This window comes from Dorea sp. 210702-DFI.3.125 (assembly GCF_020560945.1).
In the GTDB taxonomy this organism is placed as follows: domain Bacteria; phylum Bacillota; class Clostridia; order Lachnospirales; family Lachnospiraceae; genus Dorea; species Dorea formicigenerans.
Genome location: NZ_JAJCNF010000031.1, coordinates 19,879 through 34,008, shown reverse-complemented (window position 1 = coordinate 34,008; position 14,130 = coordinate 19,879). Strand labels below are relative to the sequence as shown.

12 protein-coding genes, 1 pseudogene and 1 riboswitch are annotated in these 14,130 nt (G+C 40.6%); all 13 genes and pseudogenes read right to left on the bottom strand.

The genetic code is table 11. The annotated features are described in order from the left end of the window. Positions 1 to 73 (bottom strand): annotated as a pseudogene (locus tag LI164_RS13085) (glycine/sarcosine/betaine reductase complex selenoprotein A); the annotation flags it as partial. Positions 74 to 147: 74 nt separating this feature from the next. Further along, positions 148 to 465 (bottom strand): co-chaperone YbbN, encoded by a 318-nt coding sequence (locus LI164_RS13080; protein WP_005331244.1) that lies wholly within the window; start codon positions 463 to 465, stop codon positions 148 to 150. Positions 466 to 513: 48 nt separating this feature from the next. Then, on the bottom strand, positions 514 to 1,452 hold the full coding sequence (gene trxB, locus LI164_RS13075; protein ID WP_005331246.1) for a thioredoxin-disulfide reductase: 939 nt from the start codon (positions 1,450 to 1,452) through the stop codon (positions 514 to 516). Positions 1,453 to 1,553: 101 nt separating this feature from the next. Beyond that, the gene (gene grdB, locus LI164_RS13070) at positions 1,554 to 2,864 is read right to left on the bottom strand and encodes a glycine reductase complex selenoprotein B (RefSeq protein ID WP_081445654.1); all 1,311 of its coding nucleotides are present in this window, start codon (positions 2,862 to 2,864) and stop codon (positions 1,554 to 1,556) included. Between the two features lie 19 nt (positions 2,865 to 2,883). After that, the gene (locus LI164_RS13065) at positions 2,884 to 4,152 is read right to left on the bottom strand and encodes a glycine/sarcosine/betaine reductase component B subunit (protein WP_005331252.1); all 1,269 of its coding nucleotides are present in this window, start codon (positions 4,150 to 4,152) and stop codon (positions 2,884 to 2,886) included. 89 nt (positions 4,153 to 4,241) lie between these two features. Then, complete coding sequence (locus tag LI164_RS13060) at positions 4,242 to 4,634, bottom strand: GrdX family protein (protein WP_005331254.1); 393 nt, start codon at positions 4,632 to 4,634, stop codon at positions 4,242 to 4,244. Positions 4,635 to 4,823: 189 nt separating this feature from the next. Further along, a riboswitch (glycine riboswitch) is annotated at positions 4,824 to 4,938 on the bottom strand. Positions 4,939 to 5,305: 367 nt separating this feature from the next. Continuing rightward, complete coding sequence (locus tag LI164_RS13055) at positions 5,306 to 6,676, bottom strand: sodium:alanine symporter family protein (protein WP_040015305.1); 1,371 nt, start codon at positions 6,674 to 6,676, stop codon at positions 5,306 to 5,308. 312 nt (positions 6,677 to 6,988) lie between these two features. Further along, positions 6,989 to 8,353, bottom strand: coding sequence for a sodium:alanine symporter family protein (locus LI164_RS13050; protein ID WP_005331256.1), 1,365 nt, complete (start codon positions 8,351 to 8,353; stop codon positions 6,989 to 6,991). A gap of 221 nt (positions 8,354 to 8,574) precedes the next feature. Next, the gene (gene purB / locus LI164_RS13045) at positions 8,575 to 10,008 is read right to left on the bottom strand and encodes an adenylosuccinate lyase (protein ID WP_005331257.1); all 1,434 of its coding nucleotides are present in this window, start codon (positions 10,006 to 10,008) and stop codon (positions 8,575 to 8,577) included. 121 nt (positions 10,009 to 10,129) lie between these two features. Further along, positions 10,130 to 11,557: an amidophosphoribosyltransferase gene (purF, locus tag LI164_RS13040; protein WP_005331258.1), complete on the bottom strand. Its 1,428-nt coding sequence runs from the start codon at positions 11,555 to 11,557 to the stop codon at positions 10,130 to 10,132. A 156-nt stretch (positions 11,558 to 11,713) separates the two neighbouring features. After that, entirely contained in the window at positions 11,714 to 12,400 is a 687-nt protein-coding gene (locus LI164_RS13035) for an amino acid ABC transporter ATP-binding protein (RefSeq protein ID WP_005331259.1), read from the bottom strand. 11 nt (positions 12,401 to 12,411) lie between these two features. After that, a complete protein-coding gene (locus LI164_RS13030) occupies positions 12,412 to 13,062 on the bottom strand; it encodes an amino acid ABC transporter permease (RefSeq protein ID WP_005331261.1) in 651 nt (216 codons plus the stop codon). 97 nt (positions 13,063 to 13,159) lie between these two features. Beyond that, positions 13,160 to 13,987: an amino acid ABC transporter substrate-binding protein gene (locus LI164_RS13025; protein WP_005331262.1), complete on the bottom strand. Its 828-nt coding sequence runs from the start codon at positions 13,985 to 13,987 to the stop codon at positions 13,160 to 13,162. Positions 13,988 to 14,130: the final 143 nt, after the last annotated feature.

The window sequence follows — 14,130 nt, the reverse complement described above, 5'->3', positions numbered from 1 at the left end:
CTGCGATAGCTGGTCCCGGAATTCCATCACGGTCTCCGATAATTATTGCTTTTTTTCCCTCTAAAATAGCCATAATTATGCTTTCTCCTTTCTTTTGGTAAAAAACATGTTTATTTAAATATATATGACAAAGAACTCACCTAATTATTAGATGTATTTCTTGATCATCGCTTCGATTGTCTCCGGTGTACAATCATCTTTTACAAGCTCATCTACTTTTTCTCCATCTTTGTAGATTGCCATAACCGGAAGGCCAAGAATCTTCTGGCCGATTGCCAGACGACGAGCCTTTGTTGTATTCAGAGATGTAAACTTAAGTTTATCTCCGTATGTGTCAGCGAACTCATGTACCTTTGGCATAAGTGCTGCACAAGGAACACATCCGTCACCGAAAAAGTCAACGAATACATATCCTTCAGCTTCCAGAACCTCTGTCTGGAACGTATTCTTATCTACTTCTATCATTGGTCTGATCCTCCTTTTAAGTCTTATTTATGAAATAGAATATATACTCTACGCCATGCTTCTCTCTACCATAACTGCAGCGATCGCTCCGTCAGCTGCAGCAGTAACAACCTGTCTCAGGCTCTTCACGCGTACATCACCAGCAGCGTATACGCCTGGGATATTTGTATGCATGTCCGCATCAGTTGGAATATATCCTCTTTCATCCATCTCAACACTTCCCTTGAAGATGTCAGAATTAGGAATAGTACCGATGAATCCGAATACTCCGAACATTCCGTCGTCTTCGTCAGCTTCAATCTTAGTAACTTCTCCAGTTTTCACATTCTTAACTGTCATCCAGGAAAGGATTCCATCTCCTCCAACTTCCTCAACAACTGTATCCCACATAAAGTGAAGTTTGTCGTTTTTGAAAGCTTTCTCCTGAATGGATTTTGCTGCACGCAGCTCATCACGTCTGTGAATGATTGTAACTTTTCTAGCGAATTTTGTAAGGTACATAGCCTCTTCAACAGCGGAATCTCCACCACCTACTACATATACCTCAAAATCCTCGAAGAAGTTAGCGTCACAAGTAGCGCAGTAAGAAACTCCTCTTCCAAGGAACTCTGCCTCACCCTTGCAGCCGATTGGTCTTGCATGAGCACCTGTAGCAATGATAATATTCTTTGCCTGATACTCACCTTTTTCACCTTTGAGGACTTTTACATCTCCCTCAAGTGAAACTTCTTTGATTGTGTCAGATACACGCTCAGCCCCAAACTTCTTAGCCTGCTCTGTCATACGTGCAATCAGAGACGGACCTGACTCCGGCTGATCTACAATCTGTCCAGGATAGTTTTCAATCTCATCTGTGATTGAAATCTGTCCGCCATCCTGTCCTTTCTCAACGATAAGAACTGATAAGCGACTTCTTCCTGCGTACAGTCCTGCTGCTAATCCAGCAGGACCTGCACCCAGGACAATTACGTCATAAATTTTGCTCATAACGAAATTCTCCTTTTTTCATTTTTATTCTATAACGCTACATACAATATAGCACATAGTTTTCAAAAATGAAATGCATATTTTTTATAAAATGCACAATTTTACTCAAAAATTGTCTGTTTATCAACCTCTGTTGTAAGAGCTTCAAGAGCTTTCTTAACTAAGGATTTACGAAGTGCGTACTCCTCATCTTTATCCAGCTCCGGATTTCCAAGTGGATGTGGAATAGCGATTGTAGGAACGATTCTGTTAGCTCCAACTGTCATAGAAATTGGAGTTACAGTACACATATGAACTACTGGAAGTCCTGCAGCTTCAATAGCTTTTACCATCGTTGCACCGCAACGTGTACAGGTACCTCAAGTGGAGGTCATGATAACTGCATCAACACCATCAGCGATCAGCTTCTGAGCATACTCATCAGCGAATGCTTTAGCTGATAATACGGCTGTTCCGTTACCAACTGTTGTATAGAATTTATTGTGAAGTTTTCCAATAACACCCTCACGCTCGAACTCACGCATAACGTCTACTGGAAGTACACGGTCAGCATCCTCGTTAGCGTATACCGGATCGTATCCACCATGAGCTGTCTCGTATGTCTCCTCTGTCAGATCGTTAACACCTGTAATGTCATACTCACCATATCTTGTAGCATTAGATGACTCGATGTGATCTGGATTACCCTTCGGAACAATACCACCGGATGTACACAGAGCGATTGTAGCTTTGCTAAGATCTTTGATAGCCGGCTGTGGAGCAACCTTGTCGAATGTCGGCATTGGGAACTCTGTTACGAATGGCTTACCAGCAATCTTCTTAAGAAGCATCTCAACAGCACGTTTTGATCCACGTTTCTCCTCGAATAAGTTTACACGGATACCGTTTGGCATGTAGTTGTCTTCGCAAGAAGCACCAATCTTCTCACCTTTAGCAAGTTTCATAGCAAGTGGAGCTAATTTTCCAATTGCATCTCTCATACCAGCTGCACTGTTCTTTGTAGGAACAATGTATACTTTGTCTTTGAACATATCAGCACCTGGATTCTCAACGTACATTCCTGTAACTACCGGGATTCCAAGCTCCTCTTTGATCATATCGCAAACTGTTCCGCAAGCAACTCCGTAACGTCCTGCGTTGAATGCAGGTCCAGCGATGAACAGATCAGCATTCTGTCCTTTAACCATCTCAAGAATCTCAGCTTTAGCTTTTTCAAGATTCTCGTTGAAGTAAGAGTCACCACATACGATTGTAGCAACGATCTCAGCTTCATCTCCAAATTTCTGAGCAAGAGCGAGTCCTGGTCCTACGACCTCTCCTACGCGAAGCTCTGCAGGGTAATCTGCTTTTTCTTCTCCACCGATATTAGCGAAGAACTGGTTGATATAATGTACAACTCTAATTTTACTCATTATGATTCGTCCTCCCTTTCTATCGTGCACTCAGTACGTTGAATCCTGTCTCGTTTGTTGCGCCAGTCATAACCTGAATCTCAACTTCAAGAGATCCGTCCTCCTGAAGAGTCTTGTCGCTGGCACCAGCGATAACATTAACATAGTCTAAAGTTCCGATAACTTTATCAAGTTTTGGAAGGTGAATCAGCTCATTAGCATTTCCGCCTGTTACTACAGCATCTGCAGCCGGATCAGAGTCAGCAAGTGACTGAGATTTTCCATCACGTCCAGCATACTCATCTGTAATGATAACAGTCTTAACGCCTTCAGCCTCAATTTTCTTTGTATTCATGATAAGGTCTGTATCTGGGTTACCGAATCCCTCCTGAGATACGATTACAGCATCCAGGTCTAAGAAACGGCAAAGTTTTGCTGTCCAGTCAGAAGAACGCATCTTGTCTGCAAGGTAAACGTTCTCATTTGTAAGGATGTGGCAAACAAAGTTAATAGTTTTACCATGCTCCTCGAACAAATCGTGAATAACCGGGTTATTCTCGTGAACATATGTTGGGTTTTTATCACAAGCAGATACACAGTTACCGGATACGATAGCTCCGTCCATGATCTCTGTTGGTGTCATCAGAGTAGAAAGTGTCTTCTTAGCATCTACTCCGTATACATATGTGTCATGAAGAAGTCCCTGGCTCTGTAACATCTGTACATAAGCAACTCTCGGAAGATCTGGGAATTTTTCTTTTCCTTCCATAACCCCGTATGTCTCATAAACCTTTGTCTCATCTGGTGTAAGATCACGTGCTAATTCCCCAAGATATACAGCAACTCTGAATCCAGCGAAACGAACAGCTTTCTCATAATCATGCTGTTTGATGTTATCAACTGGCTCACATACCATAACAAGATTTAATGTTTTTGAGAATGGTGTATACTGTGCTCCAACACCTGTCATATCGATGATACCTTCCTGGAATCCAACGATCTTACCAGCTGTAACAACAGCCATTCCTTTTAATGCATAAGTTTTTCCTTCACCAACTGTATCTACTTTGTTGATTACTCCCGGGAAGACTCCTCCTCTTCCTTCAACCTTTACACGTGGCTCGATAACGTCTTTAACCGGTGTGATTCTCACTGACTCACCTGGTCTAGCAATATCAAATGATACGCTCTTAATGTGCTCATCCTCAAGAGCAACAGCCTCTACAGCTTCTTTGTTTACATAAAGAATTCCATCTTCGATCTTAGACTCTGCTGCGAACTGGATATCCTTAATGTAAATGTGTCCCATTTCCAATCTTCTCACTTATGGTTCCCTCCTTCAAGAATTTTGATATTATTGTGTAAGCTAAATGCTTTAACAACCTCTCGCTACTCGACCTACCACACATCTGCGGATGAAATAGCGCTTTGTAACAGGGTCCAGTCAATTAACTGGAAGTCTTTGAATGTTTCTGGCATGAATTCTCTGTACTTTTCTGACTTGAATTCAAACTTTGCACAGGATCTTATGGCTCCTTCTATAATTGACAGTGACCTCTCATCCAGTTTTCCGGCTTTACGTGAGATCATAACCGACTTATATGGTGTTTCATTCGGCTTCACGCTTCCAGATAATGGATGTGATAAAAGCAAATGTCCTTCGTGTATTCTGTCTCTAACTTTCCCCAATACATCCTCATAAGAAATCTCACTATAATCCACTTCATGCTCTTCATCAAGCATCTGTGGAACTAATGGATTGTTCGTTATTATAATGTAATCTTTCTTCATTTTTTATCCGCCTTCCATTTTTGATTTCTTACATAGATGAAATAAGTATTGTGTCATTCTTCCCAGCTATCCGGTAGGATTAAAAAAAGACGATACAACACCAATATTGTGTGTGCATCGCCTTTCTGTCTTTTGTCTTGACCGTCCTTCTTAGATAGCCTTTCTCTTCAACACAAGATTCAGAACGCAGTCCCTTTCTCAGTCCTTTTGCCTGAAAGTTTCACCCCTGATATGTTCACCAACATACCTTGGCTTGCCTCTTCGGCGGTCTTCTTTAGTAAAGACTCTCTCTTAAGAAAGATCATCCCGCTATTCACTTTTATTTTATAGAGACAATGAATATCTCCCATTGCCTGTATCTATAATAACGTATTGTTAATTTATTTGCAACCCTTTTGCCATAACTTTCTTTTTTTAGTCATTATGCACATTTCGCAATGTCCCTTTTTGGTCACAATTGCCATTGCATTTGTTTTGTCTATAAATAATATATTCAGTTTTTCACAATATTCTATTAGTTCACAAACAATTTTGCCTTTTTATTATAAGATGTTCTACTTTTATTTATTAGCACTCCTTAATTTAGTGCTTTATCACAGTAAACTCCAGTTTATTTGCAACTGGAGTTTACTGATTCTACTATCAATTATTCAATTATTTATTGACACCATCTATGAATTATTTTTCTTTTTAAAGTTTTTAAAGTAATCTTCATGCACCTGGCTGATTACTTTACTCAGCGCAAATAATGCAAGAATATTTGGTACTACCATCAAAGAATTGAAACAATCTGCCATATTCCATACAAGATCAACTTCTGCAAGTGATCCAAGGAACACACAAACCGCTGCAGCTGCAGAATAGATTTTCACTGCTTTCGGTCCAAACAAATATTTGATATTAGCCTGACCAAAGAAATACCATCCTATGATAGTAGAAAAAGCGAAGAAGAACATACAGATGGCTACGAAGATGTCTCCGCCTTTTCCATATAATGTAGAGAATGCATACTGGCTAAGTTCTGCTCCTGTCTTTCCGCTCGGGATAGATTTCGTTGTCAGGATAACAAGCGCTGTCAGATTCAGTACAACGAATGTATCAATAAATACACCTGTCATAGCTACAAATCCCTGTTCTACCGGATGATCCACTTTAGCTACTGCATGCGCATGTGGTGTGGATCCCATACCAGCTTCGTTAGAGAACAATCCTCTTGCTACACCTTTTGTAAGTGCAAGCTTCACAGTTGCACCGGCTGCTCCACCGACTACAGAGCTCGGAGAAAATGCGCCGATAAAGATAGATGCAAATGCATAAGGAATATTTTTATAGTTGTAAATAATTACGATTAATGAGCCGATAATATATAATGCTGCCATAAACGGAACAATTGTCTCCGTAACTTTTGCAATTCGTTTCATACCACCCATGAATACGAAAATTGCGATTACTGCTACTACAAGACCCATAATCCACTGTGGAATACCAAACGCTGTATGGAATGATGCCGCAATAGAGTTAGACTGTACTGCATTACCCATAAATCCAAGTGCAAGTGTAATCAGTATTGCAAAAATTCCAGCAAGAACTTTTCCAAACGTCCCCTTGAATGCTGCTCTTATGTAGTAAACCGGTCCTCCTGTGACCTGTCCGTCCGCTCCGACCGTCTTATACTTCTGTGCCATAATCGCTTCTGCATAGATAGTTGCCATTCCAAGGAATGCTGCGATCCACATCCAGAAGATTGCTCCAGGTCCTCCAATTGCAAGTGCTGTTGCCGCTCCGGCAATATTACCGGTTCCTACCTGTGCTGCAATTGCTGTTGCCAACGCCTGGAATGATGACATTCCATCCGCTCCGGCTTCTCCTTTCTTACTGAACAGACCGCCAAAAGTTCTTTTCATTCCTTCGCCAAATCCTCTTACCTGGATAAACCCAAGTCTGAATGAGAACCAAAGGCCCGCACCTAACAGTGCAATAATCAGTACGTAGTTTGACATGTAATTCTGAATCGTCAATACAATGTTATTTAATGTCTCCATAAAACGACCCCCTTTTTTCCTTTTCGAAAGACATTTGTAATAATGTATTCGTGCTTCTCGAGTTTTAGTATAACCGAAATAAATCTTTTTTTCAATAGAATTTTCTGTAAACAATGATTATTTTTTATTTGTTTTAGTTTTTTCTTATATATATTCTTTTATTGTAATACATTAATCACTATTTTCTGAATATATATGCATTATTATTTTAAATTAACCAACCAGTTTTTAACATTAAAGAAGCCCGGCAGTTTTAATTCTGCCGGACTTCTTTTCTTAACACTATCTTAGCTTATGTTTTTATTAATTAGTTTATTTTGCTTTGTTAAAGTTGGTGAAGTAATCTTTATGTACCTGGCTGATTACCTTGCTCAATGCAAACAATGCAAGGATATTCGGGATTACCATCAAGGAGTTGAAGCAATCTGCCATATTCCAAACAAGATCAACTTCTGCAAGTGATCCAAGGAATACGCAGCACGCTGCTAATACAGAGTAAATCTTCACTGCTTTTGGACCAAACAGATATTTTACATTTGCCTGACCAAAGAAGTACCATCCGATAATGGTTGAAAATGCGAAGAAGAACATGCAAATTGCAATGAATACATTTCCACCTTTTCCATATAATGTAGAGAACGCATACTGGCTAAGTTCCGCTCCTGTAAGCCCTGTAGGAATAGACTTTGTTGTCAGGATAACAAGTGCTGTCAGATTCAGTACGATAAATGTATCAATAAATACACCAGCCATAGCCACAAATCCCTGTTCTACCGGGTGATTAACCTTTGCTACTGCATGAGCATGCGGCGTAGATCCCATACCAGCTTCATTAGAGAACAATCCTCTTGCGACACCTTTTGTAAGTGCTAATTTTACAGTTGCACCGGCAGCACCACCGACTACAGACTGTGGAGCAAATGCTCCTACAAAGATAGATGCAAATGCATATGGGATATTCTTGTAGTTGTAAATGATAATGATCAGGGCGCCTACAATGTAAAGAGCTGCCATAAATGGTACGACTGTCTCTGTTACTTTCGCAATACGTTCGATACCACCTGCGAATACGAAAAGCGCAATCACTGCTACGGCCAGACCCATAATCCACTGCGGAATACCGAATGCTGTATGGAATGCTGCTGCGATAGAGTTGGACTGTACGGCATTACCCATGAATCCGAGCGCCAGTGTAATCAATACTGCAAAAATTCCAGCAAGGACTTTTCCAAATGTTCCTTTGAACGCTGCTCTTATGTAGTATACCGGACCTCCTGTAACTTGTCCATCGGCTCCGACCGTCTTATACTTCTGAGCCATGATAGCCTCTGCATAAATGGTTGCCATTCCGAGGAATGCTGCGATCCACATCCAGAAGATTGCTCCAGCTCCACCAATTGCAAGTGCTGTTGCCGCTCCGGCGATATTACCAGTTCCTACCTGTGCTGCAATTGCTGTCGCAAGCGCCTGGAAAGAAGACATTCCGTCTTTTCCTGCTTTTCCTTTCTTACTGAACAGACCGCCAAAAGTTCTTCTCATACTTTCGCCAAATCCCCGAACCTGGATAAAACCAAGTCTGATTGAGAACCAAAGACCTGCTCCAAGAAGTGCAATTACCAAAATGTAGTTTGACATGTAGTTCTGAATTGTCAATACAATGTTATTTAATGTCTCCATATAGTTTCCCCCTTTTCACTTTAGATAGACATCATTAGTTACATTTTGAAGTTTTGCGAAGTTATTTGTAACTTGCTAACTTCTTTTACATAGAATTATAGTTTATTAGCACAAAATTTGCAACCAATTTTAATATAAACAGTGATTAATTTTGACAATTTGCAAAAATGGACTAAAAAAGAAGCGAGTTTCCTCGCTTCTTAATACATTTTTCTGTATATTTATACATTAATTTCTGCTGTCATGCCAAGCACATCTTTATTAGCTTCCAGAACTGGATCCACAACTTTTTTCAGGAAATTTTCCACCTGAAGCGGCGCGCGTCCAACATATTTTGCCGGATCCATCGTCTTCTTTAACTCTTCCTCATTCAGACCAAATGCCGGATCTGCTGCAATCAGGTCAAGCAAGTTGTTATCCAGACCTTTTTCCTTCACATTACGTCCGGCCTCCATAGAAAGCTCACGGATTCTCTCATGGAGTTCCTGTCTGTCTCCGCCTGCTTTTACTGCATCCATCATAATATTCTCAGTTGCCATGAACGGAAGTTCAGACATTAGCCGTTTCTCAATCACCTTCGGATATACAACCAGTCCATCTACAACATTCAGACAAAGATCCAGGATACCATCAATTGCAAGGAATCCTTCTGGAACGCTGAGTCTCTTATTTGCAGAATCATCAAGTGTTCTCTCGAACCACTGTGTTGCAGATGTGATCGCAGGATTAAGTGCATCAATCATCACATATCTGGAAAGAGATGCAATACGCTCACTTCTCATCGGATTTCTCTTGTATGCCATAGCAGATGATCCTATCTGCGTCTTCTCAAACGGTTCCTCTACTTCTTTCAAATGCTGGAGCAGGCGAATGTCATTGGAGAATTTGTGTGCACTGGCTGCAATTCCTGCCAGTACATTCAGTACTCTTGTATCAACTTTTCTGGAATAAGTCTGTCCTGATACCGGATAACATGCTTCGAACCCAAGCTTCTTTGCGATCATCGGATCAATCTGATCGATTTTTTCCTGATCTCCATCAAAAAGTTCCAAAAAGCTTGCCTGAGTTCCGGTCGTTCCCTTAGAGCCAAGAAGCTTTAATGTACTTTTTACATATTCCAGATCCTGAAGATCCATCAGAAATTCCTGCATCCAAAGTGTTGCACGCTTTCCAACCGTCGTCGGCTGTGCCGGCTGAAAATGTGTAAAGGCAAGTGTCGGCTGATTTTTATAATTATCCGCAAATTTTGCAAGTTCTGCAATAACATTTATCAGTTTTTTTCTTACAATTTCAAGTGCCTCAGACATTACAATAATATCTGTATTATCTCCTACATAGCATGAAGTTGCTCCCAGATGAATAATTCCTTTCGCCTTCGGACACTGCTGTCCATATGCATACACATGAGACATTACATCGTGGCGCACAACTTTCTCACGTTCTTTTGCCACCTCATAATTGATATCTTCTGCGTGAGCTTTCAGTTCATCGATCTGCTCCTGTGTAATGGACAGTCCCAGTTCTTTTTCTGTCTCTGCCAGAGCGATCCAGAGCCTTCTCCACGTCTTAAACTTTTTATCCGGTGAAAATACATACTGCATCTCCTTACTTGCGTAGCGCTCTGAAAGCGGGCTTACATATCTATCGTAGCTCATTTTTCTTCCTCCCTGATATACCACATTTAAGTGATTTCTTCACATATTATTTCTACATTATCATTATACAGGATACCTTCTCCTGCTATCAACACATTTAATAAAAAATCACATTTCACAATTAATCAAATGCATGAGAAATGTCCTCTGTCGGAACTTTCATCGGATAATTTCCAGTAAAGCATGCATCACAATACGCCAGTTCTCCGACCATATCTTTCAACTTATCGATTTTCATATACCCCAGTGAGTCAGCACCGATCATCTCGCGAATTTCATCCGTCGTATGAGAATGTGCAATAAGCTGATCATTGGACGGTACATCCGTTCCAAAATAACAAGGATGTAAAAACGGTGGAGAACTAATTCTTACATGAACTTCTGTTGCTCCTGCCTTTTTCAGCATTTTTATAATATTCGCACAGGTTGTACCACGTACGATAGAATCATCGACCATGACAATTCTCTTTCCTTTTACTACTTCCTCGATAACATTTAGTTTAATCTTAACACTGCTCTCCCTCTGGCTCTGCTTTGGTTTGATAAATGTTCTTCCCACATAACTATTCTTATGAAAAGCCATACCATAAGGAATTCCTGACTCTTCTGAATATCCTTTTGCAGCTACCAGACCGGAATCCGGCACACCAACTACAAGATCTGCCTCCACCGGATAGGACTGTGCCAATGCTTTTCCTGCCGTAATTCTAGAATGATAAACATTAACTTTATCAATTGTACTGTCCGTTCTAGCGAAATAAATATACTCAAAAATACATCTCGCCTGCTTCTTAGGAGAGATTGCCATAGATTTATCTGATGTAATGCCATTCTTTGTAAAGCTTACAATCTCACCTGGTTCTACATCTCTTACAAATTCGCCGCCTACTGCTGCGATCGCACAGCTCTCTGATGCAAGAAAATATGTATTGTCTCTTTTTCCGATACAAAGCGGACGTAGTCCGAACGGATCTCTCGCTCCAATCATTTTTCTTGGAGAAATCACAACCAGTGCGTAAGCACCTTCTATCTTTTGCATGGCATTACGGACAGCTTCCTCTGCTTTTGCCGTCTTCAGTCGTTCTCTTGCAATATGATACGCGATTACTTCTGAGTCAATGGTCGTCTGGAAAATCGCTCCTGTATATTCCAGTTCATGACGAAGCTCCACAGCATTTGTCAGATTACCATTATGGGCAATTGCCAGAGTACCTTTCACATAGTTCAGCACAAGTGGCATAGCATTTTCTACCTTCGTTGCCCCTGCAGTTGAATAACGGACATGTCCGACACCAAGATTACCTTTCAACCCTTCTAAGGCTTCCTCATCAAACACTTCGTTTACAAGGCCAAGCCCCTTCTTCGAATGAACTTTGCGCTCTCCGTATGTGTCTGTCACTGCAATTCCACAGCTTTCCTGTCCTCTGTGCTGCAAAGCAAATAAACCATAATATACAGATGGTGCTACATCTCCTCCATCCATATCATATGCTCCGAATACACCACATTCTTCACCCATACCTGTTGTTATCTTCTCATAGTTGCTCATGAATGTAACTCCTTCTTCCTATCAGTCATCAGATGTTTTTAAGTATAATACAAGGCAGATGGAAATGCAATTGCCCCACCTGCCCTTAAGTCTTACTCAGTCATTATTTTTATTTTGGTTTATTTATTAGTATTATTAATATTAAGACCCCATTTATTAGTTTTCTCTAAATTTTCCAAGGAATTCTTTCATTCTTTCGTTAGAAGAACCAAATACTTCCTCCGGCGTTCCTTCCACAGCAATATAACCGTTATCCATGAAAATTACATGATCTGAAACATTTTTTGCAAAATTCATTTCATGTGTAACGATCACCATTGTCATGTGCTCTGCAGCCAGATCTTTGATGACTTTCAGAATCTCGCCGGTAAGCTCCGGATCCAGTGCTGAGGTCGGTTCATCAAAAAACAGAATATCCGGATTCATAGCAAGTGCACGGGCAATCGATACTCTCTGCTGCTGCCCACCCGAAAGCTGATACGGATAAGCGTTTTCCTTATCAGAAAGTCCCATCTTCGCAAGCAGCTCTCTCGCCTCTTTGTACACTTCCTCTTTCTTTCTCTTTTGCACACGAAGCGGTGCATCTGTGATATTCTTCATAACCGAATAATGTGGAAACAAATTGAAATTCTGAAACACAAGTCCAAATGTTCCATCATAATTGATTTCTCCATCATCCGGTGTCTCAAGTCCTGTTGCGCAACGAAGAAGTGTAGATTTTCCGGAACCGGATGGCCCGATAATTCCAAGCACTTCTCCTTTATCTACTTTTAGAGAAATGTCTTTTAATACTTCCACTCCTCCAAAATTTTTCTTCACATTTTTTATTTCCAGAAGACTCATGACTTTTCCTCCTACCGATAATAATTCATTTTCTTCTCAATCCGTTCCATAATAAATGCAACCACAAGATTCAGTATGTAATAGAATAGAGCCGCAAATGCATATGGGAGCATGGATACCTGGCCGGAAGCAAGTGCTTTTGCCATCGTAAACATCTCTGTCACACCGATTGTAAATGCAAGAGATGTATCCTTTACAAGTGTAATGGTCTCATTTGTAATTGCCGGAAGGATTCGTTTAATGACCTGCGGAAGAATAATTCTTATGAACGTCTGAGCCTTTGTGTATCCAAGTATCTTGGCAGCTTCATACTGTCCTTGCGGCATAGACTCAATTCCCCCGCGATAAATTTCTGCAAAATATGCTGCATAGTTCAGTACAAATCCAATTGCCACAGCCATATTCTTCCAGGACTGGGAAATCTGTACACCCAAAATATAAAACGGTCCAAAATAGATCACCATAAGCTGAAGCATCAGCGGAGTTCCTCTCATCACTGATATATAAAGTTTAAAAATCGTACTGATAATCTTATTCTTTGACATTCTGCCAAAAGAGATCAAAAGTCCTAACGGCAGAGAAAATATCAATGTCGCTGCAAATATCCACAGTGACGTAACCATTCCTTCTCCTAATTTTTGTAACATGACTGATGTTGCCATACCAAAATTCCTCCTCGCGAATCATTGTCATCGCTTTTCAAGAAAAACGGGCCACCCGTTTTCAGGACGACCCGGTCTTTCCAGTTAGTCTGTTTATTTATTTTCCAATTGTTGTGATATCTTCACCAAACCATTTTGTAGAAATCTTTGCAAGTGTTCCGTCTGCCGCCATCTCTTCCAGCGTCTTCTGAACCTGATCTTTTACAGCATCATTTCCTTTTGCAAATCCAACTCCGTACTGCTCAGAAGCAATTTCATAATCGAGAATCTTAAATTCCGCAGAACGTGATTCAATCTGATACTTTGCTACTACAATATCCATTGCGACAGCATCAACAGCTCCTGATTCCAGATTCATAAATCCTGTATTGTAATCTGGAATGATCTCTGTTGAAAATGTAGAGCTAAGTTCTGTATTATCTTTTAATGCTGCCTCTGCGGAAGAATCTGTCTGTACATCAACAGTCTTTCCTGCAAGATCCTTTTCGGAATTGATTCCAGAATCTGCTCTTACGACAAATACCTGCTGATTATCAAGATAAGGCTCTGACCATGTATATTCATCTTCTCTTCCATTCATGGTAAATCCGTTCCAGATACAGTCAATCTCTCCGGATTTCAAAAGTGCATCTTTAGAATCCCAGGCAATCGGTTCCGGATTGAATTCCCAGCCATTGCGGTCACATACTTCCTTGGCCAGCTCTAAATCAAATCCTGTATACTCACCGTCGTCTCCTACAAATCCCATCGGCGGAAAATCCTGATCGAATCCTACCGTAAATGTATCTCCTTCTTTTTTTTCTTCAAATGTAGCTGCAGAGTCTTTTGAATCTGCCGATTTACTACTGTCCTTTCCACCACAGCCGGCAAGAACCGTAACAACTGCCAGTGAAAGTGCAACTAAAAGTGCAGCTCTCTTTTTCATCTTTATTATCCTCCTGAACTCAAAGCTTTTTTCGCAAATCCCGATTCGAATTCAACCTCGAGAAATACCTTTTTCTTTCGAATCTCCTATTGCTTTTCGATGCGGTGTAATCTTTTATCAATTTACCAATTGATTACTTTACC

Excerpts from the sequence above, each read along its gene's own strand:
- LI164_RS13025 (WP_005331262.1), bottom strand. The coding sequence starts at position 13,987 with ATGAAAAAGAGAGCTGCACTTTTAGTTGCACTTTCACTGGCAGTTGTT.
- purF (WP_005331258.1), bottom strand. The coding sequence starts at position 11,557 with ATGAGCAACTATGAGAAGATAACAACAGGTATGGGTGAAGAATGTGGT.
- LI164_RS13030 (WP_005331261.1), bottom strand. The coding sequence starts at position 13,062 with ATGGCAACATCAGTCATGTTACAAAAATTAGGAGAAGGAATGGTTACG.
- LI164_RS13065 (WP_005331252.1), bottom strand. The coding sequence starts at position 4,152 with ATGGGACACATTTACATTAAGGATATCCAGTTCGCAGCAGAGTCTAAG.
- LI164_RS13080 (WP_005331244.1), bottom strand. The coding sequence starts at position 465 with ATGATAGAAGTAGATAAGAATACGTTCCAGACAGAGGTTCTGGAAGCT.
- trxB (WP_005331246.1), bottom strand. The coding sequence starts at position 1,452 with ATGAGCAAAATTTATGACGTAATTGTCCTGGGTGCAGGTCCTGCTGGA.
- purB (WP_005331257.1), bottom strand. The coding sequence starts at position 10,008 with ATGAGCTACGATAGATATGTAAGCCCGCTTTCAGAGCGCTACGCAAGT.
- LI164_RS13055 (WP_040015305.1), bottom strand. The coding sequence starts at position 6,676 with ATGGAGACATTAAATAACATTGTATTGACGATTCAGAATTACATGTCA.
- LI164_RS13060 (WP_005331254.1), bottom strand. The coding sequence starts at position 4,634 with ATGAAGAAAGATTACATTATAATAACGAACAATCCATTAGTTCCACAG.
- LI164_RS13050 (WP_005331256.1), bottom strand. The coding sequence starts at position 8,353 with ATGGAGACATTAAATAACATTGTATTGACAATTCAGAACTACATGTCA.
- LI164_RS13035 (WP_005331259.1), bottom strand. The coding sequence starts at position 12,400 with ATGAGTCTTCTGGAAATAAAAAATGTGAAGAAAAATTTTGGAGGAGTG.